Consider the following 26048-nt stretch of genomic DNA (forward strand, 5'->3'; position numbering starts at 1 on the left):
ACACAATGTAGATGCCATGGTTTTATAGTTTTGTAACATGCTGTAAATGTGAACGGATCTATTTTTTATAATTTTAAAACTGTTCACTTTCGGACACTTTTTGTACGGAAACGGACATCTTGGTTATAAATGATGAATAATTTTTTTATTTTGGATAAAATTTATAAATGATGAATAAAAACGATGTCAAAAAATTTAAAAACACACAATCTGACGATCATCCGATGGTATTTTCCAATGAAAAACTTTTTTTAGACTTATCAAAACTGATTGAACAAAGCCGTCAGAAGGTTGCGATGCAGGCCAACAGCACGCTTACGATTTTGTTTTGGCAGATTGGCAAACGGATCAATGACGACATTTTGCAAAACCGGCGTGCAGAATATGGAAAGCAAATTGTACCGACACTGTCAGGACAATTGGAAAATGCGTATGGGAGAAATTTTACTGAAAAAAATGTACGGAGAATGATGCAGTTTGCAGAATTTTTCCCCGATTTGGAAATTGTCGTTACACTGTCACGACAATTGACCTGGTCTCATTTTCTGGTTTTGATCCCTTTAAAATCAACAGAGGCCAAACAATTCTACGCACAATTGGCAATTAACGAAACACTCGGTGTAAGGGAACTTCGCAAACAAATCGTCAACAAAGCCTTTGAACGTACCGAGATTGCCAATCTTCAATCGTTACAGAACGAAAATTTACCTGTTAATACCTTTAAAGACCCTTATTTATTAGATTTTCTTGGGTTGCGAAATGATTATCTTGAAAAGGATATTGAAACTGCGATTCTCCACGAACTGGAAAAATTCATTCTGGAATTGGGGAAAGGATTTGCTTTCGTGGAACGCCAAAAGAGAATGATCATCGACGGTGAAGATTTCTATCTTGATTTATTGTTTTTTCACCGTTCGCTTAAAAGACTGGTTGCCATAGAATTAAAATTAGGGAAGTTTCAGGCGAAATACAAAGGCCAAATGGAGCTTTATCTTAAATGGCTCAACAAAAACGAAAAACAGGAAGGAGAAGAAATGCCGATCGGATTAATACTTTGCGCCGAAAGCAGTAAAGAACAGGTGGAACTTCTGGAAATGCATAAAGACGGAATCATCGTTGCCGAATACTGGACGGAATTGCCGCCTAAAAAAGAACTGGAAAGAAAATTACATTTAGCCTTCATTGAGGCAAAAGAACGTTTTGAACGTAAAAAATTACTATAAATATTAAATTGAAAAATGCGAAAAAAAGAAGCCCATATATTGATTGTAGATGACGACGAAGATATTTTGTTTTCGGCGAGGGTCTGGCTTAAGAAATTTTTTACGGAAGTCAGCTGTCTAAGCCAGCCCAAAAACATTCTGAAATTCTTGTCCGAGCATCAGGTGGATGCTGTTCTCCTGGATATGAATTTCCGGAAAGGCTTTGAGAGCGGACAGGACGGATTGTACTGGATGCAGGAGATTAAAACCCTGGAACCCCAGCTCCCGATCATCCTGATGACGGCCTATGGTGAAGTGGAACTGGCGGTGGAAGCCCTGAAAAACGGAGCTTCCGATTTCATCCTGAAACCCTGGAATAATGAGAAACTCTATGCTTCCGTAAATCTTGCCGTTGATATTTCCCGGAAAAATAAAAAACTGAATCAATGGGAAAATATCAATGTGAAAACCAATCAATATCAATTGGAAACGAAATCGCCTGCCATGAAGGAGGTGATGGAACAGATTGAAAGGGTTTCTGCCACTGATGCTAACGTCCTGCTTTTAGGAGAAAACGGAACGGGAAAATATGTTTTAGCAGAATACATCCACGAATTATCAGAACGTAAAAACCAGCCCTTTGTGCATATCGATCTCGGAAGCCTTTCTGAGAATCTTTTTGAAGCAGAATTATTCGGGTATAAAAAAGGAGCCTTTACCGATGCACATCAGGATTACGCAGGAAAGATCGAAAATGCCGAAAACGGAACGGTTTTTCTGGACGAAATAGGGAATCTCCCGCTTCATCTTCAGACCAAGCTGCTAAGCCTGATCCAAAACAGAAAACTGTCCAGAATAGGGGAGAGCAAAGAAAGAATGCTGGATGTGCGATTTATTTTTGCCACCAACGAAAACCTTAAAAAAGCAGTTGCAGAAAGCCGTTTCCGGAAAGATCTGTATTACAGGATCAACACCGTAGAATTGAATATTCCAAGCCTGAGCGCGCGTTTGGAAGATATTCCGGCTTTAGCAGATTATTTTCTGGACAGATACAAACAGAAATATCACAAACCTGACCTGGCTTTACATGAAAGTTTGATGTCAGAACTGATGCATTATTCATGGCCGGGAAACATCCGGGAACTCGACCACTGCATCGAAAGAAGCGTGATTCTGTCTAATGAAAAACAGCTTAAATTGCTGATGCCCCAGGATGAAGAATCGGAAAAGACCATCGTGAACCTGAATCTCGAAGAAATGGAGGAGATCCTGATTAAAAAAGCATTGAAAAAGCATCGCGGAAATATTTCTCTGGCTGCAGAAGATCTGGGATTATCGAGAGCCGCGTTATATAGAAGAATGGAAAAGTTTGAATTATAATTGGTTATGATTAATTACTGTATTCAAAAAATCAAAAATGAATAAACAACAAATATCCTGGATATTACTTATTCTGCTGGCGATTGTCTGCGGAATTGTTGCATTTGACTTTTATTCTCAAAATAAATGGATCAACTGTATTTTATTTTCACTGATCAGCCTTGTTTGTATTATTTTGGCCCGGAAATCAGGACTGTCTTATGTTGAGAAAACGGAAAAACTGATTCTGGCCATTCAGAAAAAAGATTTTTCATTATTTCCAAAGGGTGAAGGTAACAGTCTGGTCGATAATGCTGTAAATCTTTATTATCAAAGTAAGGAAGAGCATCTTTCACAGTCTTCTTACAAACTGCTGTACGAAGAAATTCTGAATCAGCTGGAGATCGGGTTGATGATTTTGTCTGAAAAGAACAATAACTGGGAGGTTTTTTATGTAAATCCTGTCTTTCTTGAGATTCTCCAGATTCCCAAATATAATTCCTGGAGCCTTTACGAAAATAAAGCCTCCGACTTTTACAACATTATTGAGCAAACGCAGTACGAAAACTCGCAGGAATTTTTTGATATTTCGATTAACGAAAACGTAAAACAGTCTTTCTCCCTCAGAACGAAAAAAGTTCAGAATGCAAAACACCGCTTCTGCATCATCAGTCTGGAATCGGTCCAGAAAATCATCGAGCAAAAAGAAAAACTGGCCTGGAACAACCTGATGAAGGTCATTTCCCACGAACTGCTGAACACGCTGACCCCGGTGAATAGCCTGATTCAGAATCTTGAATATATTGCCAATCAGGAAGTTATTGAGAAAGAAGACCAGCAGGATATGAAAGAAAGCCTGATGGTCATTAATTCAAAATCCAAGCAGTTATTAAATTTTGTAGACGATTACCGGCAGGTTGCAGAATTACCAAAACCGGTTTTTAAAATCATATCATTAAAAAATATTGTACAATCTGCCCTTAATTTCCTAAAACCCGAATTCGAAAAAAATCATATTAAGATCATCGATTCATTGGAAGATGTAGTGATTTCGGCGGACGAAAAAATGATCGAACGGTGCCTTATCAACCTCTATCTGAATGCAATTTACGCCGTTTCCGATAATGTTGAAAGAACAATCAAAACGGAAGTCAGGACACAGAACAGACGTATAATTCTCAGTGTGGAAGACAACGGAACCGGCATTCAGAAAGAAATCCAGGACAAAATTTTTCTTCCCTTTTTCACGACCAGAAACAATGGCTCTGGGATAGGGCTTACCCTTAGTAAAAGCATTATTGAAGCGCATCGCGGCTATTTAAACTATAAACCTTTGGACCAGGGGAGCCGGTTCGAGATCTGGTTTATAGAGTGATTATCATTCCTGAATATTGGTAAACTAAATGTATAAGTTAGATAACCCGGCTATCAGTAATAGTCCATTGGCAATGCTTTATCTTACCAATATGATTTTACCGCTGTGCGTTCCTTTTTCCAATAATCGATGCGCTTCGGAAGCTTCTGAAAATGGAAAGGTTTTGAATATCACAGGTCTGAATTTTTTAGATTCTATCAAAGGCCAGACATATTTCTGAACTTCTTTCGCCAGTTGCTTTTTAAATTCGTATTCTCTGCCTCTCAAAGTACTTCCGGAAATGGTAAGACGTTTTATCATTACTTTCCGGATGTCCAGATGGGTTTGGCTCCCGTCAACTGCATTGATGTGAATCAGTCTGCCTTCCGGTTTCAGGATGTTGATGTTTTTGGCTAAATAATCGCCGCCGATCATATCGAGAATTACATCAACGCCCTCGTTCTGTAATTCATGCTCAAAATCCTGAGTTTTATAATTGATGTAGGAATCTGCTCCCAAATCAAGACAAATCTGACCTTTCTCCTCTGAACCGACAGTAACAATAACTTTTGAACCCAAGGCGTGTGCAATCTGGATTCCTGTAATGCCGATACCGCTGTTTCCACCATGAAGCAAAAGGGTTTCTGCAGGCTGAAGTTTTCCCCGCTGAAAAACATTAGACCAAACGGTAAAAACGGTTTCCGGTAAACTTGCAGCTTCAGCAAAACTGAGTCCGTCCGGAATAGGAAGGCACTGTCCTTCCCGAACACTCACGTACTCGGCATAACCGCCGCCTGCTAAAAGCGCACAGACTTTGTCTCCAATTTCAAAATCGGTAACGTCAGGCCCACATTTAACGATTATACCGGCAACTTCCAAACCCGGGATTTCCTGAATGACGCCAGCCGGAGCGGGATAATTTCCTTCCCTCTGAAAAACATCGGAACGGTTGAGACCTGCGGCTTTTACTTCTATCAAAACCTGGTCTCCCAGGATTTCGGGAGCCGGATATTCCTTTAATTGTAAAACTTCCGGAGCTCCATATTTTGTGATTACGATTGCTTTCATTTTTTAATTTTAATATTTAGATTTATCTCAAACTTTCTTCCAGGTCAGTTTGTGGGTCACCAGTCGGGAGTTGCTCGTGAATGGTTTTTTGCTTTCAAGATGTAGAAATCCATCTATGAAAGCACAATTCTGTTTTGCGTTTGCCCTGTCCGGTTCGGGAAAAGCGAAATTTACATCGTGTGACTCACGATTTGCTTTTCATCATCCGTTTTGAAAGGCCCTTAATACGCAAGATACTTTGAAGCTTCCTGTGTATATTCTTCTGCTGTGGCATTAGTCCAATGTTCCTGGCGGAAATTACTTCGGTTAATATTCATAATCTGTGCCGACATAAAACCATCCGGATTGTAAATAATCAGTCCTTTCGGATTTTCGCCCATCGGGTGCGTGATTTCTCCATCGTTTACAGGAACTTCGATTAATTCAACTAAAGTCCAGGTTCCTATAAGTTTTTCAAGTAATGTAGTTTCCATAGTTTTAAATAAAATGAGCGTCTTTTTGATACGCTCATTATTTTTTTTTGGATTAAAAAGGCTGATTGTATTTGCCCGTAAGCGCTTTGTTTTCGATGCTTTTTGCAAAGTTTGGCGTTTCTTCATGGTTATGGGCGTCAGAAGCAGCCTGTCTTGCCGCTGCTGCATCGGACAGATTAATACCGTTTTCTTTGATATAAGCTAACATTTCGGGAGTCGCCGTTGCGTGGATTTCGTTGGTATACAAAGTCGTATTATCATCGATTTTTGTCGCTTTCAGTTCCCATAAAACCTGAACTTTGGTTCTGCCGTTTTTGGTAATAGAATCTGAGATTGATAACATCCTGCAGTAATCCGGGTGATAGACCGTAGCTACATAATGCTGAACCATCAAAGCATCTCCGATTGTTTCCACATTTAGCGATACCGGTTCTCCATCAAAAGTACTAGAAATAGCGGCTCCGATGTGCTGTGTCGAGCATCTCTGGTATTCCGCATCGGGTAAGTTCAATAACCAATCTGCGATGTTAACTTTTTCGAATGGTGCATTGATAATAGCAGTTACACTTGAGTGAGACAATGCGTTTTCTGGGGTTTGTAGAATTTCCATAATAAGTGGGTTTTAAGTGCTTGTATTAATTTGATGATGTAAAGCTAAAATCAAGTCAGTGAAAAATCAATGGGTGTTCGGTGAACAGGCACAAAGTGTCGTTGAGTAGGTAAGCAAGAGGAAGAACTGCCAAATAAAAAATTACCGTTTTTTACCCAAAAACTGTTGCCTCAGATCAATCAATTCGGAGGTATTGTGAATGTTTCCTCTGGTATTACCCGTTTTACCTTACCTGGTTTTGCAGTGTATGCCGCATTTAAAAGTGCTGTGGAAACATTGACAAAATTTCAGGCCAAAGAGTTGGGAAGCAGAAACATCAGAGCCAATGTTATAGCGCCCGGACCCATTGAAACCGACATAGTGGGTGGTGCCGTTCGTGATAATGCCGAAATGAATAGACATTTGGCGTCTCAGACGGCGTTGGGAAGAGTAGGGCTTCCGGAAGATATCGGCGGGGTTGTAGCTTTTTTGTGCAGTGATGATGCCGGTTGGGTTACTGCTCAGCGTATTGAAATCTCAGGAGGTTCCCATCTTTAATAAAAACCTGCGCAGCTTTCAGGCAAAAGGTGCGCAGGTTTGGATCAACTTGTGCTTAGGTTTAAGGTAAAACCTGCGCAGGTTTTGTACGCTTCATGATCTTTGCTGAAAGATACCGTACTGAATCATGGTAAAACACAAGTTTTCAAAATTATGTGTCGTTGCATGAGTTTCATGAATTAAAGGGAAAGATAATTTACGATAGGAACATAAATTTTAAATTTGTATACATGGAAATAGTAAGAATAAAATCGATTACAGAATATCACCGTTTGAGGGGACTTCCCAAACCTGAGCACCCGTTAATCAGCCTTGTTGATTATTCTCAGTTGCATCTTCCCGAAAACATCGAAGAGGTGAATATTGTTATGGATTTTTATTCGATTGCCTTAAAGCGCGATGTGGGGACAAAGCTCTACTTTACTATTTGTAAGCATTGCCGAAGAATATCCACAAATTTCGAAACGTCTTTAAAAATGTCCATCACACTCCGAAGTGACGTCTCACTATTAATTTATTTGGCATATTTGGCCTTTGTGTTTTAGTGTACTGATGAAAATTCTTGAAGCGGTGTGATGAAAAATGATTTATATTAGTAACTAATTATTTAATTATATGCTAAATGAAATCCATACATGTAAAACGAATCGTTGCCAATATCAGAACATCTGAAACGGCAGCTGCCAAACTTTTTTATGGTGACATTCTCGGGCTCGAAGTTTTGATGGACCATGGTTGGATCACAACGTACGGCAGTGATGAAAAAATGGATGTGCAGGTGAGCTTCGCAGCAGAAGGAGGCTCCGGGACTGAAGTTCCGGATCTTTCGATAGAGGTGAATGATGTAGATGCAGTATATCAGCAAATGAAAGAGCATGGGTTTTCTGTTGAGTACGGACCGGCAGATGAACCGTGGAATGTGCGACGGATTTATGTTCGTGACCCATTTGGAAAACTGATCAACATCCTCAAGCACCGTACCTGATAAACGGAGGAATTTGCCTAATTTATATTTCCAGCTTTATGACAGCAATAAAAGAAATTTCAACCGAAAGGCTTATACTGCATGAACTTCAGGACAACGATTACGAGTTTATTTTTAAACTGGTGAATTCTCCCGGATGGCTTGAATTTATCGGTGACCGAAATATCCGGAACTTAGAAGATGCGGCTGTTTATGTAAATAATATTATTAACAATTCCCAGGTAAAGTATTGGACGGTCAAACCAAAGAATGATGCTCAACCGGTGGGAATTATCACACTTGTAAAACGGGACTATCTGGACCATTATGATATAGGATTTGCATTCCTTCCGGAGCATACCGGTAAAGGTTATTCTTTCGAAGCGTCCATGTGTATTCTGGATGCGCTTCCTGAGCAGGTGATAATGGATAAAATACTCGCTATCACCACCGAAGAAAACAGCAGGTCAATCAAACTTCTGGAAAAACTCAGGTTCAGCTATGAAGGTATTTTGAACGAAGGCGGAAAAACGATTGTCAGGTACGCACTAAGTGCTGATAAGGCAGAGATCGGAAAGCTTACCCGTTCCTTCTTCAGCCTCTTCGACAATACTGCAGGAGAACCGGATTTCAGCCGGATATTTGAGTTGTGTACATCTTCTGCAGGCATTATTAAACAGACAGGGAAATACTCAGAGATCTATGATGTAAAGTCTTTTGTGAAACCCAGGAAAAAAATGCTGATGGATGGGACATTGCAGCAGTTCAGCGAATTTGAGACAGATGAAGAGACCAGGATTATTGGAAATATAGCGCAACGTTATTCGAAATTCCGTAAAAAGGGAATACTGCACGGAAAGATCTTTGAAGGCAGTGGCCATAAGTTTTTTCATTTTGTGAAGAATGATGATGGTTGGAGAATCGCACATGTGATTTGGGAAGATGAGAATCTTTAGATCCAAACTTAAAATCTGTTGGGGAAAGATGTAAGAAACGAGAGTAACGTTATTTCGGTAAATGAGCTACCAGTTCAACCTCAAGTTTGGAATCCGGCATATAAAGTCTCTGAACTTGTATCCATGTTGCGGCAGGAAAATCATTCTTATAGAATTTCTTTCGCACGTCATTATACTTTTTCACTGATTCGATGTCCGTCGTGTAGAGATTTTCCTTCACCACATTATCAAAAGTAGCACCATAACTTGCCAGTACTGTCTTCAGGTTATTATATACAGAAGTTATTCCTTCGGGAGTAATACTATCTGTCACCACGCCTGAAATATAGATTACATTATCCACTTTCACCGCCTGAGCATAACCGGCATCGCTGTTCTGGGTTGTGTTATTCCAATGCCATTTTTCTTTCTGGATTTCTTTTTTTTGAGAAAATACATTGCTGAAAACCAGTATAAAAGTAATTGTAATAATTTGTTTCATGACCATATCTTTAGATGATTAGAAAATAAGGCAACTATATTTGAATGTACCAAATCAAATATAAAGAAAATACATCTTTTTGAAGTAACCATTAGTGTCAGCAAAGAAAAAGTTCTTAAGCTTTAAGATAACGCTTTTTTGAAAGATACTTAGGCTTTTCTTAAACGTATCGATGTTAATAATTAAAACTCGTCTTCCAGCTTATGGTAAAGTCGCTGAAATTGTTCAAAATTTCTTAAATAGACAGCATGATCTTCTCCACTCGGCATATAAAATTGTTTAGCATTATCTGCCACGTCCGATATCGACTGTTCTGCGACTGGCTGCTTAAACCTAATGCCTAATGCTTCCATACCTATCATTACGGCTCCCCATGCAGAGCTTTCTACTGTGTTTTTGATGAAAACGGGTTTATTGAAAATATCCGCTAACATTTGAACCAGATTCTGAGAATGTGCTAAACCGCCACTTGCATATATTTTCTGAATTGGGCCGGTGTTTTCCTCCAACGCAATTCCCACGCTATAGATTGCGAACAACATACCCTCCATCATTGCACGGGCAAAGTGGGCCTTGGTGTGGTGCAACTGTATTCCAAAATAAACACCTTTTGCATTGGAATTCCAGTACGGAGCACGCTCACCAGTTAAATAGGGCAAAAAGATCAGGCCATCTGATCCCGGATCGACGGAATCTATCATTTGATTTAATAAAGTGTCAGTATCCTTATTCTGTATTCTCTCGATCGATTCGTTTAAGAAGTTATCTTGAAACCACTTCCGCAAAATACCCCCATTATTGACAGCGCCTCCGATTATATATTCATTCGGTCTAAGGAGATAAGTAAATAACCGTTGCTTTTGCTCCGGGTTTGGCAGAGGACTGGTTACCCGTATCGCTCCGCTGGTGCCAACCGTTACAGAAGCCACTCCAGGCTTCACGGCTCCAACTCCCAGATTGGCCAGACATCCATCGCTACCGCCAATAACAAACAATGTACTTTCCGGAAGATGCATAGAGGCTGCGATGTCTGAGTCCAGCAATTTTGAAACATGATCAACAGGGACAGGTGTCGATAGTTGTCCGGCAGAGATTCCCGCTACATTCAACGCTAAGTCCGACCATGCTAATTGGTGTATGTCAAATAGTCCCGTAGCGGATGCAATGGAATGGTCAACCAGAAAGATACCAAAGAGACGGTGAAAAAGAAATTCCTTGATGCCTATAAATTTATGCGATTGAGAAAACACTTTTTCATCATTTTGCCTGATCCATATTAATTTACAGAGCAAAGACATGGGGTGAATGGGCGTGCCGGTCTGTTGATATAACAGTCGTCCTTTTTCAGTTGCCTTCAATCCGATAGCTATATCTTCGCTTCTCCGATCAGCCCAAATGATACAATTTGTGAGTGGCTTGCCCGATTTGTCAACAGCTATTAATCCGTGCATAGCGCTACTGACCGAAATACACATAGGTTGCAGCATCTTATCAAAGTCCTGTAATTTTATCATCACGCGCGCAACTGAGTCGATACACGAGCTGTAAATAACTTCAGGATCCTGTTCGTAATATCCTTCCGAAGGATTCAGTATAGGATAAGGTATACTGTGTTTTGCCAGAACGTTACCTTCCAGGTCAAATGCAACGGCTTTTGCAGAAGAAGTACCAATGTCTAATCCTATTATCATAATTATAATCGTTTTGTGAGACTATCAATTAAGTTAATCAAAATTAATTGTATTATTACTACATCGATAAATAAATTAATGTTCAGAATTCCCTTTATTCTGGCAGTTTCTATAATTGTCAAGGATAAGCTTTGCAACCAGTCCTGGATTTTGAAAATAAATTCCATGATTGTATTTTGTAGTAGTACGATGATGCTATATTTTACTTTTCTTTATTAATTTTCTCTATCATTTTTTCTGCATTGCCATTGGTCCCACCAAGATCGATCGCTTTTTTATAGCTATCCAATGCAAGATCATATTGCTTATTGGCAAAATAGGCCTCTCCCAAACTATCGAATAGATTTGCATCTGTAGGAAATTCTTTTGTGGCCAGTTTAAATATAGTTATGGATTCATCATTTTTTTCAAGTCTCAAAAGTTCATATCCAAGTTTATTCAGTTCTGCCGGATTCTCAAAATTGTAGTCGTTTTTAGAATGCTGTTTGAGAGAATAATAATTATCAATAGCATTATTCACGTCAATTAGAGCATCTTTTCTTATGGCTTGATAAATGGATTTTTTAGGAATTTCGTACTCTTTTCCTAACATCGCATTGTGAATAATATGGCCCAGATCCCAAACTCTGTTGAGATTATTGGAGACCAGAATTATCGCCATATTATTTTTTAAATCGTTCAAAAAGATAGACTCAAATTTATACGATACGCCGTTGTGTCTCTGCAGTTCTGCTTTTTCAAAGTATCTGCCAAGCGATCCGCCTTCGTCTTTTGCGTATGGATTATTCAATAACGTATGAAAGGATTCTCTGGATATCAAACGATTAGAGTTCAGCGCTTCGATCCATTTATAGAGATCATTGATATCTACCCAAAGCCAGCCGCTGATAAAATTCATTTCCGGGCATCGTACATTGTCCACATCATAACAAGACGTTCGGTTTTTATAACCTGATTTTGGGTCAAACACAGAATTGGTCATCTTCAAAGGTTTAATGATATTTTCAGTCACAAATTCCTCAAATGTTTTTCCTGTAAGCTTTTCAATAATTCTTCTTTGCAAAAACACATTACCATTGTCATATTTATAACCGGTTCCCGGTTCAAACAATAAGCTGTCACTGCTTCTTAGAATTTTCCAGGCGTCTTCGTCTGATACAGCAGTGAAACCTGACTCTATTTTAGGAATTCCGCTGGCATAGTTAATGAGATGGCGAGTAGTTACTTTATCTGCCCATTTTGGCAATCCCAGATCAAACCTAGAAATAGGGTCGTCAAGATTGAGAAGACCGCGTTCAACCAAAATCATTATCGAAACCGCATTAAACTCTTTTGCAATAGAACCAATGTTGAATATTGACTTACTACTTAAAGGAGTTTGTCTGGTTTCATCCGTGAAACCAAAAGATTTCTGATAGATGATTTTATTATTTTGAGCGACAAGGACATTGCCGTTGAAAAGACCTCTTTCGTAGGTTTTTGTCATTATTGAATCAATTTTCCGGAATTCAACTTGATCCTCTTCCATTTTGAATTGACGGGTACCGCAACTCAATATGATTAATAAGACTGGCAAACAAATGATGTTTCTTAGTCTTGATCCCGATAGAGATAAGGTCAGGAGGAAATGATGGCTTGTCTTTTTGATTTTAAAAGCTGTCGGATGGTAATACATTTATTATTTTAATTAATCTGTTGCAAATATCCCTCGAAAAGACTCAGCACGCGACCGATTAAAAAAAATCGAACTCATTTTTTCAAAAAATAATTAATTTTTATAAGGATTGTTTTCGGTACTCTGTAGGTGTTTTCCCTGTGTGTTTTTTAAATGAGGTATTGAACGAAGATTTGGAATTAAAACCCACCTTATATAAGATTTCCAAAACGGTCAGTTTTTTTTGATCGGGATCTCTAAGGATTTGCATGGCTTTTTCAATTCTGTATTCATTCACAAAATCAAAAAAATGTTTATCCATATAGAGATTTATCAAAGTAGATAGATCTTTTACGGGGATCTGAACTTGCTCTGACAAATCCTGAATGGTCAATGAAGAATCCAAATAGGGTTCTTTCTCTTGCATGTAATCTTTTAATGCCTGAATTTCCTCCGTTTTTTCATCAAGGTTTAAAGGCTCATTCTTTTGTATCGGAACTGTGTCGCTGAAGGGTTTCAGATCTGAATTCACGCCGCGAAAGAACTCCGGATTATGTAAGGCAACAAACAAGTACCAGCAAGTACAGAATAAAAATGCAAAACCGTCAAACATGACGATCCAGGATCTGATCTCACCCAACCCAAATATAAAAGTAACCAACCATCTGATAAGAACTATAAAATGCAAAGCGTAATACAAAATTGTAATTTTCTTTAGCGCATCCAGTGCAGAAATATCGGGATTCGTATAATTTTCCAGATATACGGTCTTGGCTTTTTTAATAACCAGGAATGAAGCAATGAAATACACCTGGAACAATAATTCAAAAAGAAACTGGAAAAATTGCATCAAAGGCATGTCATTCATTTTGTTTAAGAACAATATCTTGGCAGGCCGGTCGACTATGTATATTTCCAAGACCAGATAAATACTGTAGGCAACAAAAGGTATAGTATGTAACAAGTGCTTTGATTTTAAGCTAAAATTGGAATAGCAGACTGACAGTACATACAGATAGAATGAGGCCGGAACAAGATAGACAAAACTCCAGCGAAATGCTTCAAGATTGATATAATTGACCGGGAATTCCCGCATTAAAAATTTAATTCCGTCAATGGCATTTAAGAAAAGGAAAAAAGCCAATAAGCGGTTACTTAACTTATATTTTGTCTTAACGGTTAACAAAAAAAGAGCAAGAAAAAATACAAGGAAGATTCCTGTAAATGCTGATATTTCCTGAAAGTTGTAACTGCTCATCGTTTTTATTAAAAAGCAAATTTAGTTTATCTGATTATTTTTTAGATCAAAAAAATATTCTGATTCTTTAAAACTTATATTCTGCTATATTTCCTTTAAAGGTCGCCTGATTTTCTGTAGTAAATCTATTCCGTTGTCCTTGCCGAAAAAATCTTTTTTGGGTATCCGTAATCCGAGATCCCGGAGCTTCTGCAAAAAGATTTCAGGCTTCCATCAATATGTCTAATTATTTTTTTTGGAATTGATTCCGACTGCCTGAATGTAGTGATCCGTATAGAAAAGTCAGAGACTTGACAAGACGCAAATGCAGTCCATTGAAATTTTTATCCTTATGACTGCAATCTACAGGTTTTTAACAGCAGGTAAGGAAAATATGGACTATTTTGATTTTTTTTGATACTAGCGTAAAACAAAAAACGCTGTAAACATTGATGTTTACAGCGTTTTAGCTTATTTTGGTTTCTAACCTGGCGGAGAGAGAGGGATTCGAACCCCCGGACCTGTTACAGTCAACAGTTTTCAAGACTGCCGCAATCGACCACTCTGCCATCTCTCCCTTAACTCCGGTGATACCGTCGTTTTCAGTGGTGCAAATATAGAAATATTTTTCAATTCGGGCAAAAAATAATTTCAGGAATTATAATAAGCGTTAGAAGAGGGGATGAGGAATGAGAATTTTCAATTTCTCATCAGGAATTTATGGCTTGGTTCTTGAAAGATTCAGCGAAATTATACACATTATGAATTACAAAATTGGAATTATTGCGGGAAGTTTACGCAAAGCATCATTTTCAAAAAAAATAGCAAAAGCGGTTGCCGCTTTTCAGCCTGAGGGTTTTTTATTTGAGATCATAGCAATAGATGGTCTCCCGGTATACAACCAGGATTTCGATGATTTTAATGAAGCGCCTGAGTCGTACAAGAAGATAAGGCAAACATTAAAGGAAATGGATGGATTTATTTTCATCACACCTGAACACAACCGTTCGATTCCTGCGGTTCTCAAAAATGTAATGGATATCGGCTCGAGACCGGCGGAAGACAGTGTCTGGAACGATAAACCTGCCGCAATTTTCAGCAGTTCACCGGGGAATATTTCAGCATTTGGAGCCAATCATCATCTGCGACAATGCTTTGTCTACCTTAATCTGCAGACCATGCAGCAACCGGAAGTTTACATAGCAAAAATCGACGAATGGTTTGATGATAACGACAACATTAAAGAGGAAGAAAACAAGAAATTCCTGAAGACCTCTGTAGAAGCCTATATTGATTGGTTCAGAAGATTACAGAAAAGCTAAGAATCCTGTTTTAAGCAGGATTTTCTTTTCTCGTATTCTCACCAATGTCATTCATTGACTCTCCAATGGTAGTTTTTCCCGTAGAGGAAAGACTTTTCCGCTATTTTTTCATAAATTGAGCTAAATCTTATTTCGTCATCAGGTTGATGAAGTTTATTAAGATGAATGGTTAAAGTCACTCATTCAAAGTATTGATTATGGAAAATATACATATCCGGAAAGTAAAAGCGACAGACAACGAAGCGCTTGCGAAACTTATTAAAGACACTTTTGAAGAACATGATGCCCCAAAAGAAGGAACAGTGTATTCGGATCCTACCACATCAGATCTGTACCAATTGTTCTCCAAACCGGGCTCTGTACTCTGGGTAGGAGAGATTGACGGCGATATTGCCGGTTGTTGTGGTGTTTATCCCACAGAAGGGCTGCCGGAAGGATATGCCGAACTGGTTAAGTTTTACCTGAAGCCCACCGCCAGAGGCAAAGGCCTTGGTAAAATGCTGATGAACGAAAGCATCAGCAGTGCCAAAGAGCTTGGGTACCGGGATCTTTACCTTGAAAGTCTGCCTGAGTTTTCCAAAGCTGTGAAAATGTATGAAAATATGGGGTTTAAGCTGTTGGATAAACCATTGGGTAATTCCGGGCATCATTCATGTACATTATGGATGATTCGTAATCTTGACGCTCTTTAGCGTTGGATTTATTTTAGATCAAATTTTTTAAACAGTACATTATCTATCAGAAGAACTGAACAAAAATAAAGCTTGGGTAGCAATAAAATTGTTCAGTTTTTCTTATGTATCACCTTAGTATCTGCTTAACTTAAAATACTCAATCTTTAATGTGGGCGGCAAGCACAATATGTGGACTGAAGCTAAGGAGTTCAATGTCTTTTTCCGTGAATTGAACCAATTGCAGAAGTCGGTTGCGCTTAACAGAATCTGCCCAGCTTTCAAAAAAGTTGCCATCCAGCCAGGCAATTCCCTCTACAGGAAGTACTTCAATAGGCTCAAAGCCGGCCATTTCAAATTCTGAAACTAATTCCGAAGGCCTGTGATAAAAGGCATCCGCCAGTATAAAAGGAAATTCTTCGGGTGGATGATGAACACCTGAAGATAATTCTTCCTTACACATAGCAAATATTTCACTGTTATGAATGAGCCCGCTATGCAGGGCCGCAATGGCAGAAGCAGAATGCGTTATCGCGAATCCTAAAACAATTCCGTCTTTTTTTAAAACTCTCCTGGTTTCCTTCAACGCTGCCAGCCGGTCTTCCTGCTGTTGTAAGTGATATAAGGGACCGTGTAAAATGACCAAGTCCTGACTTTTATCCGGTAAGGATACATTACGGGCTTCACCAAGGATGCATGTAAAGCGATTATTTTGCCTCGAGCGCTTCCTGGCCAGATCAATATGCTTTTTTACAGGGTCGATAAGTACAACATGATGGTGAAGACCGGCAAGCCATTCCGCATAATGTCCCGGACCGCCACCTATATCAGCGATATGGGAATGTTCCCTGAGGTAACGTTGAATGATTGATTTATTTCTTTCGAATTCCAGTGGCCCTAAACCTACTGAAAGTCTTGCTTCTTCCTGTTTCTTCGTGTAGAAGCGATCAATTGATGGGTCGATAAGATTCATTTTGTTTCTTTAGATAAATATTAAATAAAATAACATCCGGTCATAAGAAAAAAACCGGACAAATGACGCAGAAAGCGTCTTATGATATTTAAGAAACAATTTTGATGTTACAAATATATACAATTCGTTTAATTTTAAATATATAACATCAGTTCGTAGTAAGAAAAAGCTTTATGAATACAATAAAAATTGCTTTACCCGAGGTTAGTAGACTGACACCCAAGATAAGTAGACCGTTACTCAAGATAAGTAGACCGTTACCCGAGGTCAGAAGACCGTTACCCGAGGCAAGTAGACCGTTACCATAGTGAAGTAGACCGTTACCGTAGTTAAGTAGACTGTTACCATAGTGAAGTAGACTGTTACCATAGTGAAGTAGACTGTTACCGTAGTGAAGTAGACCGTTACCGTAGTGAAGTAGACCGTTACCCGAGTGAAGTAGACCATTACCGTAGTGAAGTAGAGCATTAACCGGGAAAAGTAGAATAATACTCATGGGAAGCCAGGCTGTATGGGGCTTGGCTTTCAATTAAATATTATTTTTAACGTTTTTTTAATCTCATTTTATATTTCAGATTATTTTTAAGTCATTATCTTTGTCGCTGCAATGAAGACGAGGGTTTATCCATATTTATACAGTGTACTGTTTGTCCTGGCAACCGTTATGAGTTGGTACTATGGGCAGGTTCAGCAGTATATTTCCGGTAATGACACTCCCGACATTCAGTTTCACACTGATTTTAGTATCCTGCAAAAAGAAAAAACAAATTCATTCATTCTTGATGAGCAGAATGCGGGTCTTCATTACGATATCAGTCGTTCAAATTACAGTAAATTAAAAGCAAATCTTTCCGAAAATGATAATGAGAATGATGATTATCAGGACTCGGCAGGATCAACAGATGTTCTTAAAATTGCCAAAACAGAATTCGGTCATCTGATCCCGGATTTTGTTACCATTTTCCATGACAGGAAAATAGCGGTTTCCCTTTCCAATACTGAACTTTTAAATCCTTCCCACGATGATCTGTACATCCAGTACAGAGTCATCAGGCTGTGAAATTCTAGCCTTTTTTCCGAACAATTTTAATGGCTTTCATCCCGAGAGCCGGTAATCCTATTTTTCAAATTTAAATTATTATAAACATTATGATCATGGTCAAGAAAAGTCTCATGTATGTAAATCTGTGCCTTATTCTCTGGTGCATAAGCTGTAATTCCGAGAAAAAAGAAAAAACCGAATCTGCAACTTTTAATGTGACTAGCCCGCTGGTAAAAGATACATTGATTGATAAAGAATATGTGGCGCAGATCCGTTCCATCAACCACATTGAACTTTGCGCCCAGGAAAAAGGGTATATCCAGTCCATTTATGTCGATGAAGGACAATTCGTTCATAAAGGGCAGCTTCTGTTTAAGATCATGCCGAATCTTTATGAATCGGATGTCAACCGTGCTAAAGCAGAAGCTAAATATGCCGAAATCGAATACCAGAATACCAAAAATCTATCCGACAAGGATATCGTAGCCCCACAGGAAATGGCGATGGCTAAAGCCCGGTATGAAAAGGCTAAAGCAGAATTATCTTCCACCAATACGCATCTTCAGTTTACTGAAATCCGCGCTCCGTTTTCAGGCATCGTAGGAAAATTACACGTTCGTAAAGGAAGTCTTGTCGATGACGGGGAACTCATCACAGAACTTTCGGACAACAGCAAAATGTGGGTTTATTTTAATGTTCCCGAAGCTGAATACCTGAATCAGATGGATGAAAGAAAGAATAACGAACCGCTCCATGTTCGCTTAAAAATGGCGAATGGAAAAGAATTTACGCAGGAAGGGGTTGTAGAAACCATAGAATCCGATTTCGACAATGAAACCGGAAATATCGCTTACAGAGCGACCTTCCCAAATCCTAAAGGACTTTTACGATATGGCGAAACCGGAAATATTCTCATCACTTCACCATATCCCGGCGCTGTAATGATTCCTCAGAAAGCCACGTTTGAAGAATTGGAGAAAAAATATGTCTATGTGATCACCAAGGATAATAAGGTGAAAGCCCGCGAAATAAAAGTTGCTGCTGAACTGCCGCATATTTATGTTGTCGCTTCAGGTCTCGGTAAAGATGAAAGAATCCTTCTTGACGGATTGAGACTGGTACAGGAAAACCAAAAAATCAACTCAAAATACGAGAAGCCCGAAAAAGTAATGTCTAATCTGGATCTGTATGCAGAATAACCCAAAAGCTGAATTATGTTTAAAAAAGTAATACACAGACCGGTTTTCGCCATTGTCATCTCGGTGGTGATCCTCTTTATCGGAGGGTTAGCCATCAAGCAGCTGCCTACAGAACAGTTCCCGAAAATTGCGCCTACCACGGTTGCGGTTTCCATCGCATATCCAGGTGCCAGTGCTGATGTTCTGGTGAAATCTTCATTAATTACCATAGAAAATGCCATCAATGGAGTGCAGGGCATGCGGTATATCACAACGGATGCTACCAGTGCTGGGGAAGCCACCGTAAATGTTGTTTTCGACCCCGGAACAGATCCCAATGCCGCAGTTGTATTGGTGAAAACAAGAGTAGATCAGGTGATGCCTTTGCTTCCTGAACTGGTACAGAAAGAAGGGGTAGTGGTAAACCCGATTCAGCCAAGTATGCTGATGTACGTCAACCTGTACAGTACCAGTAAGGACATGGATGAAAAGTTCCTATACAATTATGCTACGGTAAACATCATCCCGGAGATCAACCGTATTCACGGGATTGCCAAATCACAGATTTTGGGAAGCCGGAGATATGCCATGAGAATCTGGCTGAATCCCGACAGGATGCGTGCCTACGATCTTTCCGTGGACGAGGTCATGAAAGCCATCGGTGAGCAGAGTATCATCGGACGTCCCGGAAGAATCGGGCAGAGTTCCGGGATTGCCGCACAGTCGCTGGAATACGTGCTGACCTACAAAGGACAGTACAATACTCCCGAAGAATATGAAAATATCATCATCCGCGCAAATTCAGAAGGAGAAAATATCAAGCTGAAAGATGTGGCGAAGGTAGAGCTGGGAAGTGAGTTTTTTGATATTTATTCCAATCTGGATGGTCACCCATCGGCTTCCATCGTATTAAAGCAAAACTACGGAAGTAATGCCAATGACGTAATTAAAGATGTAAAGGCAAAACTGGAAGAAATGAAAGTAAACTTCCCGCCGGGAGTTGATTATAAGATCAGCTATGATGTTTCCCAGTTCCTGGATGCCTCGGTAGAGCAGGTGATGCATACGTTGAGAGATGCTTTCATCCTTGTGGCTATTGTGGTATTCATATTCCTGGGCGACTGGCGTTCGACATTGATCCCGATTATTGCCGTCCCGGTTTCCCTGATCGGAACTTTCTTCGTGATCCAGCTTTTCGGATTATCCATAAATCTCGTAACGCTCTTTGCGTTGGTATTGGCCATCGGTATTGTAGTGGATAATGCTATTGTGGTCGTAGAGGCTGTACACGCGAAGATGGAAGAGAATGATATTTCACCTTACAAAGCTGTAAAAGAAGTAATGGGAGAGATTGCAGGAGCAATCATTGCCATAACTGCTGTCATGGTAGCGGTATTTATCCCGATATCTTTTATGACCGGACCTGTCGGAACTTTTTACCGCCAGTTTTCCATTACCATGGCAAGTTCCATAGTCATCTCTGCTGTGGTAGCATTGACGCTAACACCGGTTTTAGCCGCCATGTTACTGAAGAACAATCATGGGAAGCCTAAAAAATCAAACCTGTTTACCAGATCGATGGATTCATTTAACAAAGGTTTTGATAGGATTACCGGTAAATACGCTTCTTTTTTAAGAATGATTGTAACCCGAAAAGTAGTTACCTGGGGAATCCTGGCTGCTTTCTGTGTGGGAATTTTTATCGTTAATAAAACACTTCCGGGAGGATTTATCCCTAACGAAGACCAGGGAACCATTTATGCCATTGTCCAGACGCCTCCGGGATCGACGCTGGAGCAGACGAATAAGGTTTCAAGAGCGTTGCAGAAGATATGTCAGGGCGTAGACGGTGTAGAATCTGTTTCGTCGCTGGCAGGATACGAGATCATGACCGAAGGCCGTGGATCCAATGCCGGAACCTGTCTTATCAACCTCAAAAGCTGGGGCGACCGTAAGCATAATGTGAAAGAAATTATGGAAGAGCTTGAGGAAAAATCAAAAAACCTTGGGGCTACCATTGAGTTTTTTGAACCGCCGGCAGTTCCCGGATTCGGATCTTCAGGAGGATTTTCCGTAAGATTGCTTGATCTGAACAGAACCACCAATTACCAGGATTTTGATAAAGTAAATAAGGACTTCATTGCCCAGCTTAAAAAAAGAAAAGAACTCACCGGTGTTTTCACATTCTTTGCGGCCAATTATCCTCAGTACGAACTGGTATTTGATAACAATGCCGCCATGCAGAAAGGCGTTTCTATCGGTAAAGCAATGGATAACCTGAATATTCTGATCGGAAGTACCTACGAACAGGGATTCATACGTTTCGGGCAATTTTTTAAGGTATATGTTCAATCATCTCCGGAATTCAGAAGGCTCCCTTCGGACATCATGAATCTGTATGTGAAAAATGATCATGATGAAATGGTTCCTTATTCAGCATTCATGACTTTGAAGAAAACCCAGGGGCCAAACGAAATCACACGCTACAATATGTACAACTCGGCGGCTATTCGCGGACTTCCGGCTGAAGGCTATACAACGGCGGATGCGATTCAGGCCATTAATGAAACCGCCGCCAAAAGTCTTCCTCACGGGTATAAAGTGGCCTGGGAAGGATTGTCTTATGATGAAGCCCAGCGTGGTAATGAAGCGGTGTACGTATTTCTTGTGGTTTTGGTGTTCGTATATCTGGTGCTTGCTGCCCAGTATGAAAGCTTTATCATTCCTTTTGCGGTACTATTATCCCTTCCTGTAGGAGTTTTCGGATCTTTCTTGCTGCTAAAGGCTATGGGACTGGAAAATGATATTTATGCACAGGTAGGACTCATCATGATTATCGGTTTGCTTGGTAAGAATGCGGTACTGATCGTGGAATTTGCGGTTAAAAGAAGACAGTCGGGAGATTCTATCCTGGAGGCCGCTATTGAAGGCTCAAGAGCACGTTTCAGGCCGATCCTGATGACATCCTTTGCCTTTATCGCAGGGCTTGTTCCTTTGGTTTTTGCCAGCGGGGCGGGTGCCATAGGAAATCACACCATCGGAGCTTCAGCTTTGGGAGGAATGCTTATCGGTACTCTTTTCGGAGTGATTGTGATCCCCGGATTGTATTACATTTTTGCCAAATTATCAGACGGCAGGAAAATGATTAAAGATGAAGACGAATCACCATTAAGCGAAGACATGATCCATTATGAATAAGAGAAAAAATAAAATATATCAGTGTACAGCAGTCATGCTGCTGCTTAGCCTTGCAGCGTGCAAACCTGTAGAGATACAGCAGCGTGCCGAAAACAGAAGTGTACCGGAGAATTATACTCCCGGGGACAATAGCACGACCAATTCAGGGAAGATGAAATGGAATGAGTATTTCAGCGATCCGAACCTTCAGGCCCTTATCAATGAAGCGCTTAAAAACAATCAGGAGCTGAATATTATGCTTCAGGAAATTGAAATCTCAAAAAACGAGATCAAAGGACGAAAAGGGGAGTACCTTCCTTCTGTAGGCCTTAAAGCCGGAGCAGGAGTCGATAAAGTCAGCAGATATACGAATATCGGCGCCATGGAAGCCAATACGGAAATAGAGCCGGGAAGAGAGATGCCGGACCCGCTGTTTGATTTTGGCGTGGGCGTTCAGGCTAAATGGGAAACCGACATCTGGGGAAAACTTCATAATGCTACCCGGGCGCAGGTTCAAAGATACCTCGCCAGCATCGAAGGCCGGAATTTTATGATGACGAACCTGATTTCGGAGATTGCCGATTCATATTACGAACTGCTTGCCATGGATAACGAGCTTGTTATTTTGAATCAGAATATTAAAATTCAGAATGATGCTTTAAGTATTATCAAAGAGCTTAAAAAGAATGCCCGGTCCAACGAGCTGGCAGTAAAGCGTTTCGAAGCACAGGTTTTGAAAACCCAGGGAATGCAGTATGATATTCAGCAGAAAATCGTAGAGACCGAAAATAAAATCAATTACCTGGTCGGAAGATTTCCACAGCCGGTAGAGCGTAGCCATGATAACTTTGATGAGGTCGTACCACAGGTTGTGTATGCGGGTATTCCTTCAGAATTGCTGGAAAACCGCCCTGATATCAAGCAGGCTGAGTATGAACTTGCCGCATCAAAGCTGGATATAAAATCGGCTAAAGCAAGGTTTTATCCTTCACTCGACATCGGTGCAGGCTTTGGTTTACAGGCTTTCAATCCTGCCTATCTTATTAAACCGGAATCCTTTTTATTCTCATTAGCGGGCGAACTTACCGCACCGCTCATTAACCGGAATGCCATTAAAGCAGCCTATTATAATGCCAATGCAAAACAGGTGCAGGCGGTTTACCATTATGAGCAGACGGTTTTGGGGGCTTATATCGAAGTGGCCAATCAGCTTTCTAAAATTAAAAACCTGAACAGCAGCTATGATATCAAGGCCAAAGAAGTTAATGCTTTAACGAAGTCTATTGATATTTCCAATGATTTGTTCAAATATGCACGGGCAGATTATATGGAAGTTTTGCTGACCCAGCGGGATGCTCTGGAATCTAAGTTTGAACTCGTAGAGAAAAGAGTGAATCAGCTGAAAGCAAGTGTCGCGATTTATCGTGCACTCGGTGGAGGATGGGATCAGAATCCGCTGGTTGCTCCGGACATCAGAAAAAAATAATATCTTTTCATACCAATTCTTTAATCGTAGAGCTTGCCGGTCACCGGCAAGCTCTTTTTGATTTATTTTTAAATAAAATCTACAGAAATAATCTATACATCTTAGTTTGAATTCGTGGGAACCAAAAGGTTTTCGATCTGCAGCAATACCGCATCAATATCAAATGGCTTACTTACAAATTCGTCGGCATCACATCTGCTGATCACTTCGTGGTCTTTCGCATGGGCACTCATGATCATTACAGGAGTATGGGCCGTTGCAGGCTGCGATTTCAGCTCGTTGCAGACATCAATTCCGGATCCGTCCGGCATCATGACATCCAGGATAAAGATGTCCGGGACAACCGAATGATCTCTGTTATTGAATGCTTCTACGGTAGAAAAAGAACGAACGTCATAATCTTCGAACGACAGGAGTAGCTGTAATGCATCTCTGATGCCTGTCTCATCTTCAAGTATAAAAATTGTTTTCATATTCCATGCATCGCAAAAACAGAGCCAATCTTTAACATGATTAAATAAATCACAAAAAAAATCCGGAAAATATTCCGGATTATGTTTAAGAAATAATTAATTTAAATTAATTGATCTTCAAAATATTCAGACCTGCCTGTCCGGTAGCGACAAATGCAAGGTTATTGTTGATATAAATGTAGTTTGCAGAACCGTTAAGTTTGTAATATCCAACTACTTTGAATGTGTTTTTGTTTAAAACAATAACACCGTCGGTACCATTGGCAAGATATAGATAACAGTTATTTACAGCAACAGCATTGGTAAGACCTGTCTGGCTGAATACATTCTGATCGTTCACTTTAAAGTTTCTCGGTACGAAACTGTTCATCAGCTGTCCGTCGCTTAGTCTGATTTTAGCTACCCCTTTATCACTTAATGCAAGGTAAACATACTCATTATCCAGAACGATTACATTTTTCCCGTCGGTTACAGATTGTGTAAGACTTGGGTAATTGTAAACTTTCGGATTTGATCCGTCGTTATTGGCAATTCTAAGAGAAGCACCGTTTGCCTGAGTGGCTAAGAATACCTGGTAAGTATTGTTGTGCGCTACATATTTAGCTCTTTCACCTGCAAAATTGAACTGCTCAGCTATAGCATAACCGTTGCTAGGATCAAGCTTGAAGAATCCTCCACCGGTTGTTCCTGTTGAAGCATACAAATAATTATTTAGGAAATAAGAATTTTTTGCGGTAGAACTAGGAAGTTTATAGTTCAGGAATGAAGAAAGATCCTGAGTGTTGAATACGTTATTCGTAAGCGGGGATGTTACCAGTTTTGCACCGTTTTTATCACCACCGACAGCATAAAGCTTATTATTCACCACGTCAACATTATTAAATTCAATATTGTTGAATAAAGCTTCATTTACCAGAGATGGCGCGTTGTAATCCGTAACGTTCAGGATTCTGATCGCTCCTTTCGTAGTGCTTCCTGCAGCGGCATCATTCGTATGGTAAGAAACATAAGCAAAACCATTGTTCATGGTCACTCCCGTAGCACTTAATGTCGTATTGCTAAGCACAGGGCTTACCACATTCGCTACCAGGGTAAACTGCAACTGGTCGTCTGAGCAAGGAGCAATACCTTTCTGAGGGGTACAGTCTGCTGCAGCGATATAGGCATTGGTATTTAAAGTAACCTGGTTGTTGATTTTGTTGTTGCTCTGTAATACCGAATAAGAAGTATTGACAAAGTTCATGTCGATAAGTCCTGTAAACGCAGGCGATGCATTAAGGTTGCTGAAAGACATGTTTGAAAAATCCATTCTGGCAACACCGCTTCCGCTATTGCTTACTTTACCGTCTACGGACACGCTGCCTCCCGTTACTTCAGTGTACGACTGAGGCTTAAGGTTCAGAACTCCGGACCCGTTAACGTGAAAACCTTTTTCAAACGTAAGATATCCTTCGTTGTTAAGGCCGGCGTTAAGGTAATTGTTCTGCGCATTAAAGACCATTCTGCAGTAATTGTTTACAGTAGAGCTTCCGTTAAGGCTTTCAGAATTGTTGAAGTTTAAATTGTTGTAATTGTTGATGATCCCATCCACAGATCCTGTTGTATAGGTTACAAATCCGTAGTTGTCTAATCGTCCTCCTGAATTAAGGTGGAAATTGGCCGAACTTGAGATTTTACCGTTGTTTCCTACTTCCACTTTACCTCCATTCGGTACGTTGATCCAGTTAGATCCGCCTAATTCTCCGAGAATGATGATTTTTCCGGCAGAATTGAAGTTGAATCCACCGGTAAAAGTAGTTCCTTCAGGAATGTAATACGTTTCTCCGTTGTTGATGTTATACCAGTTGCTTCCTGTCGCTGCGATGGCTCCTGAAAGGTTTGGGGTATACGTCACATTTTTTGCAGCAGAAGAGAATTTCTGACTGTTTGGGTCAAATTTTACAAAGTTCACTGCAGAGTTTTTCATCTCAATACTTTGGCTGAGATCACCGTTTCCGTAACGGAGGGTAATGTCGCCATTGGTAATGGATTTGGAACTCTCACTGTTGTCAGGAAGAAGACTGTCTTCAGACGAACATCCGGTTGCAGCAACAAGAAGGAAAAATCCCATTGCTGCGGTTAGCTTTCTAGTCATTAAGGG

At 40.0% G+C, this 26048-nt stretch carries 22 protein-coding genes, 1 tRNA gene and 1 pseudogene; 13 read left to right on the plus strand and 11 right to left on the minus strand.

All coding sequences use genetic code 11. The features are described from left to right. Positions 1-167: 167 nt before the first annotated feature. The 3 genes from AC0N32_RS05680 to AC0N32_RS05690 are packed head-to-tail and all read left to right on the plus strand — an operon-like array spanning position 168 to position 3936. Positions 168-1223 (plus strand): PDDEXK nuclease domain-containing protein, encoded by a 1056-nt coding sequence (locus AC0N32_RS05680; protein ID WP_476392895.1) that lies wholly within the window; start codon positions 168-170, stop codon positions 1221-1223. A gap of 15 nt (positions 1224-1238) precedes the next feature. Continuing rightward, positions 1239-2582, plus strand: a complete 1344-nt coding sequence (locus AC0N32_RS05685) for a sigma-54-dependent transcriptional regulator (protein WP_476392896.1) — start codon at positions 1239-1241, stop codon at positions 2580-2582. Positions 2583-2619: 37 nt separating this feature from the next. Continuing rightward, on the plus strand, positions 2620-3936 hold the full coding sequence (locus AC0N32_RS05690) for a sensor histidine kinase (protein WP_476392897.1): 1317 nt from the start codon (positions 2620-2622) through the stop codon (positions 3934-3936). A gap of 78 nt (positions 3937-4014) precedes the next feature. Here the strand turns inward: AC0N32_RS05690 and AC0N32_RS05695 are convergent, their stop codons facing one another. From AC0N32_RS05695 to AC0N32_RS05705, 3 genes are all read right to left on the minus strand, one after another. Continuing rightward, entirely contained in the window at positions 4015-4983 is a 969-nt protein-coding gene (locus AC0N32_RS05695) for an NAD(P)H-quinone oxidoreductase (RefSeq protein ID WP_476392898.1), read from the minus strand. Between the two features lie 221 nt (positions 4984-5204). Then, complete coding sequence (locus AC0N32_RS05700) at positions 5205-5456, minus strand: lipocalin-like domain-containing protein (RefSeq protein ID WP_476392899.1); 252 nt, start codon at positions 5454-5456, stop codon at positions 5205-5207. Positions 5457-5508: 52 nt separating this feature from the next. Continuing rightward, on the minus strand, positions 5509-6066 hold the full coding sequence (locus AC0N32_RS05705) for a hypothetical protein (protein ID WP_476392900.1): 558 nt from the start codon (positions 6064-6066) through the stop codon (positions 5509-5511). 138 nt (positions 6067-6204) lie between these two features. On the opposite strand from AC0N32_RS05705, the pseudogene AC0N32_RS05710 reads away from it, so the two are divergent. The 4 genes and pseudogenes from AC0N32_RS05710 to AC0N32_RS05725 all read left to right on the plus strand — a co-directional run. Next, a pseudogene (locus AC0N32_RS05710) lies at positions 6205-6603 on the plus strand (SDR family NAD(P)-dependent oxidoreductase); the annotation flags it as partial. Positions 6604-6833: 230 nt separating this feature from the next. Further along, the gene (locus tag AC0N32_RS05715) at positions 6834-7148 is read left to right on the plus strand and encodes a hypothetical protein (RefSeq protein ID WP_476392901.1); all 315 of its coding nucleotides are present in this window, start codon (positions 6834-6836) and stop codon (positions 7146-7148) included. A 77-nt stretch (positions 7149-7225) separates the two neighbouring features. Beyond that, positions 7226-7588, plus strand: coding sequence for a glyoxalase superfamily protein (locus AC0N32_RS05720; protein ID WP_476392902.1), 363 nt, complete (start codon positions 7226-7228; stop codon positions 7586-7588). Positions 7589-7626: 38 nt separating this feature from the next. Beyond that, on the plus strand, positions 7627-8523 hold the full coding sequence (locus AC0N32_RS05725; protein ID WP_476392903.1) for a GNAT family N-acetyltransferase: 897 nt from the start codon (positions 7627-7629) through the stop codon (positions 8521-8523). 49 nt (positions 8524-8572) lie between these two features. On the opposite strand, the gene AC0N32_RS05730 is transcribed toward AC0N32_RS05725, so the two are convergent. The 5 genes from AC0N32_RS05730 to AC0N32_RS05750 all read right to left on the minus strand — a co-directional run bounded on the left by AC0N32_RS05730 (position 8573) and on the right by AC0N32_RS05750 (position 14163). Continuing rightward, positions 8573-9004, minus strand: coding sequence for a RidA family protein (locus AC0N32_RS05730; protein ID WP_476392904.1), 432 nt, complete (start codon positions 9002-9004; stop codon positions 8573-8575). A 182-nt stretch (positions 9005-9186) separates the two neighbouring features. After that, positions 9187-10695, minus strand: coding sequence for a gluconokinase (locus AC0N32_RS05735; protein ID WP_476392905.1), 1509 nt, complete (start codon positions 10693-10695; stop codon positions 9187-9189). Between the two features lie 202 nt (positions 10696-10897). After that, positions 10898-12181, minus strand: coding sequence for a serine hydrolase (locus AC0N32_RS05740; RefSeq protein ID WP_476392906.1), 1284 nt, complete (start codon positions 12179-12181; stop codon positions 10898-10900). 289 nt (positions 12182-12470) lie between these two features. Then, a complete protein-coding gene (locus AC0N32_RS05745; RefSeq protein ID WP_476392907.1) occupies positions 12471-13493 on the minus strand; it encodes a helix-turn-helix domain-containing protein in 1023 nt (340 codons plus the stop codon). A gap of 582 nt (positions 13494-14075) precedes the next feature. Beyond that, a tRNA-Ser gene (locus tag AC0N32_RS05750) sits at positions 14076-14163 on the minus strand. 184 nt (positions 14164-14347) lie between these two features. Here AC0N32_RS05750 and AC0N32_RS05755 point away from each other — a divergent pair. Next, complete coding sequence (locus AC0N32_RS05755) at positions 14348-14908, plus strand: NADPH-dependent FMN reductase (RefSeq protein ID WP_476392908.1); 561 nt, start codon at positions 14348-14350, stop codon at positions 14906-14908. 197 nt (positions 14909-15105) lie between these two features. After that, positions 15106-15600: a GNAT family N-acetyltransferase gene (locus AC0N32_RS05760; protein WP_476392909.1), complete on the plus strand. Its 495-nt coding sequence runs from the start codon at positions 15106-15108 to the stop codon at positions 15598-15600. Between the two features lie 139 nt (positions 15601-15739). Here the strand turns inward: AC0N32_RS05760 and AC0N32_RS05765 are convergent, their stop codons facing one another. Further along, positions 15740-16552: a class I SAM-dependent methyltransferase gene (locus AC0N32_RS05765; protein WP_476392910.1), complete on the minus strand. Its 813-nt coding sequence runs from the start codon at positions 16550-16552 to the stop codon at positions 15740-15742. A 664-nt stretch (positions 16553-17216) separates the two neighbouring features. Between AC0N32_RS05765 and AC0N32_RS05770 the strand changes: the two genes are divergently transcribed. The 4 genes from AC0N32_RS05770 to AC0N32_RS05785 all read left to right on the plus strand — a co-directional run bounded on the left by AC0N32_RS05770 (position 17217) and on the right by AC0N32_RS05785 (position 23435). Continuing rightward, positions 17217-17612, plus strand: coding sequence for a hypothetical protein (locus AC0N32_RS05770; protein WP_476392911.1), 396 nt, complete (start codon positions 17217-17219; stop codon positions 17610-17612). Positions 17613-17707: 95 nt separating this feature from the next. Continuing rightward, positions 17708-18793: an efflux RND transporter periplasmic adaptor subunit gene (locus AC0N32_RS05775; protein ID WP_476392912.1), complete on the plus strand. Its 1086-nt coding sequence runs from the start codon at positions 17708-17710 to the stop codon at positions 18791-18793. A 15-nt stretch (positions 18794-18808) separates the two neighbouring features. Next, complete coding sequence (locus AC0N32_RS05780; RefSeq protein ID WP_476392913.1) at positions 18809-21970, plus strand: efflux RND transporter permease subunit; 3162 nt, start codon at positions 18809-18811, stop codon at positions 21968-21970. Beyond that, positions 21963-23435: a TolC family protein gene (locus tag AC0N32_RS05785; protein WP_476392914.1), complete on the plus strand. Its 1473-nt coding sequence runs from the start codon at positions 21963-21965 to the stop codon at positions 23433-23435. Before AC0N32_RS05780 ends, AC0N32_RS05785 begins: the two co-directional genes overlap by 8 nt. 101 nt (positions 23436-23536) lie before the next feature. Here the strand turns inward: AC0N32_RS05785 and AC0N32_RS05790 are convergent, their stop codons facing one another. Both AC0N32_RS05790 and AC0N32_RS05795 read right to left on the minus strand, forming a co-directional pair. After that, positions 23537-23908, minus strand: coding sequence for a response regulator transcription factor (locus AC0N32_RS05790; RefSeq protein WP_476392915.1), 372 nt, complete (start codon positions 23906-23908; stop codon positions 23537-23539). Between the two features lie 106 nt (positions 23909-24014). Next, a complete protein-coding gene (locus AC0N32_RS05795; protein ID WP_476392916.1) occupies positions 24015-26042 on the minus strand; it encodes an LVIVD repeat-containing protein in 2028 nt (675 codons plus the stop codon). Positions 26043-26048 lie beyond the last annotated feature (6 nt).

Source organism: Chryseobacterium endophyticum (genome assembly GCF_056333165.1).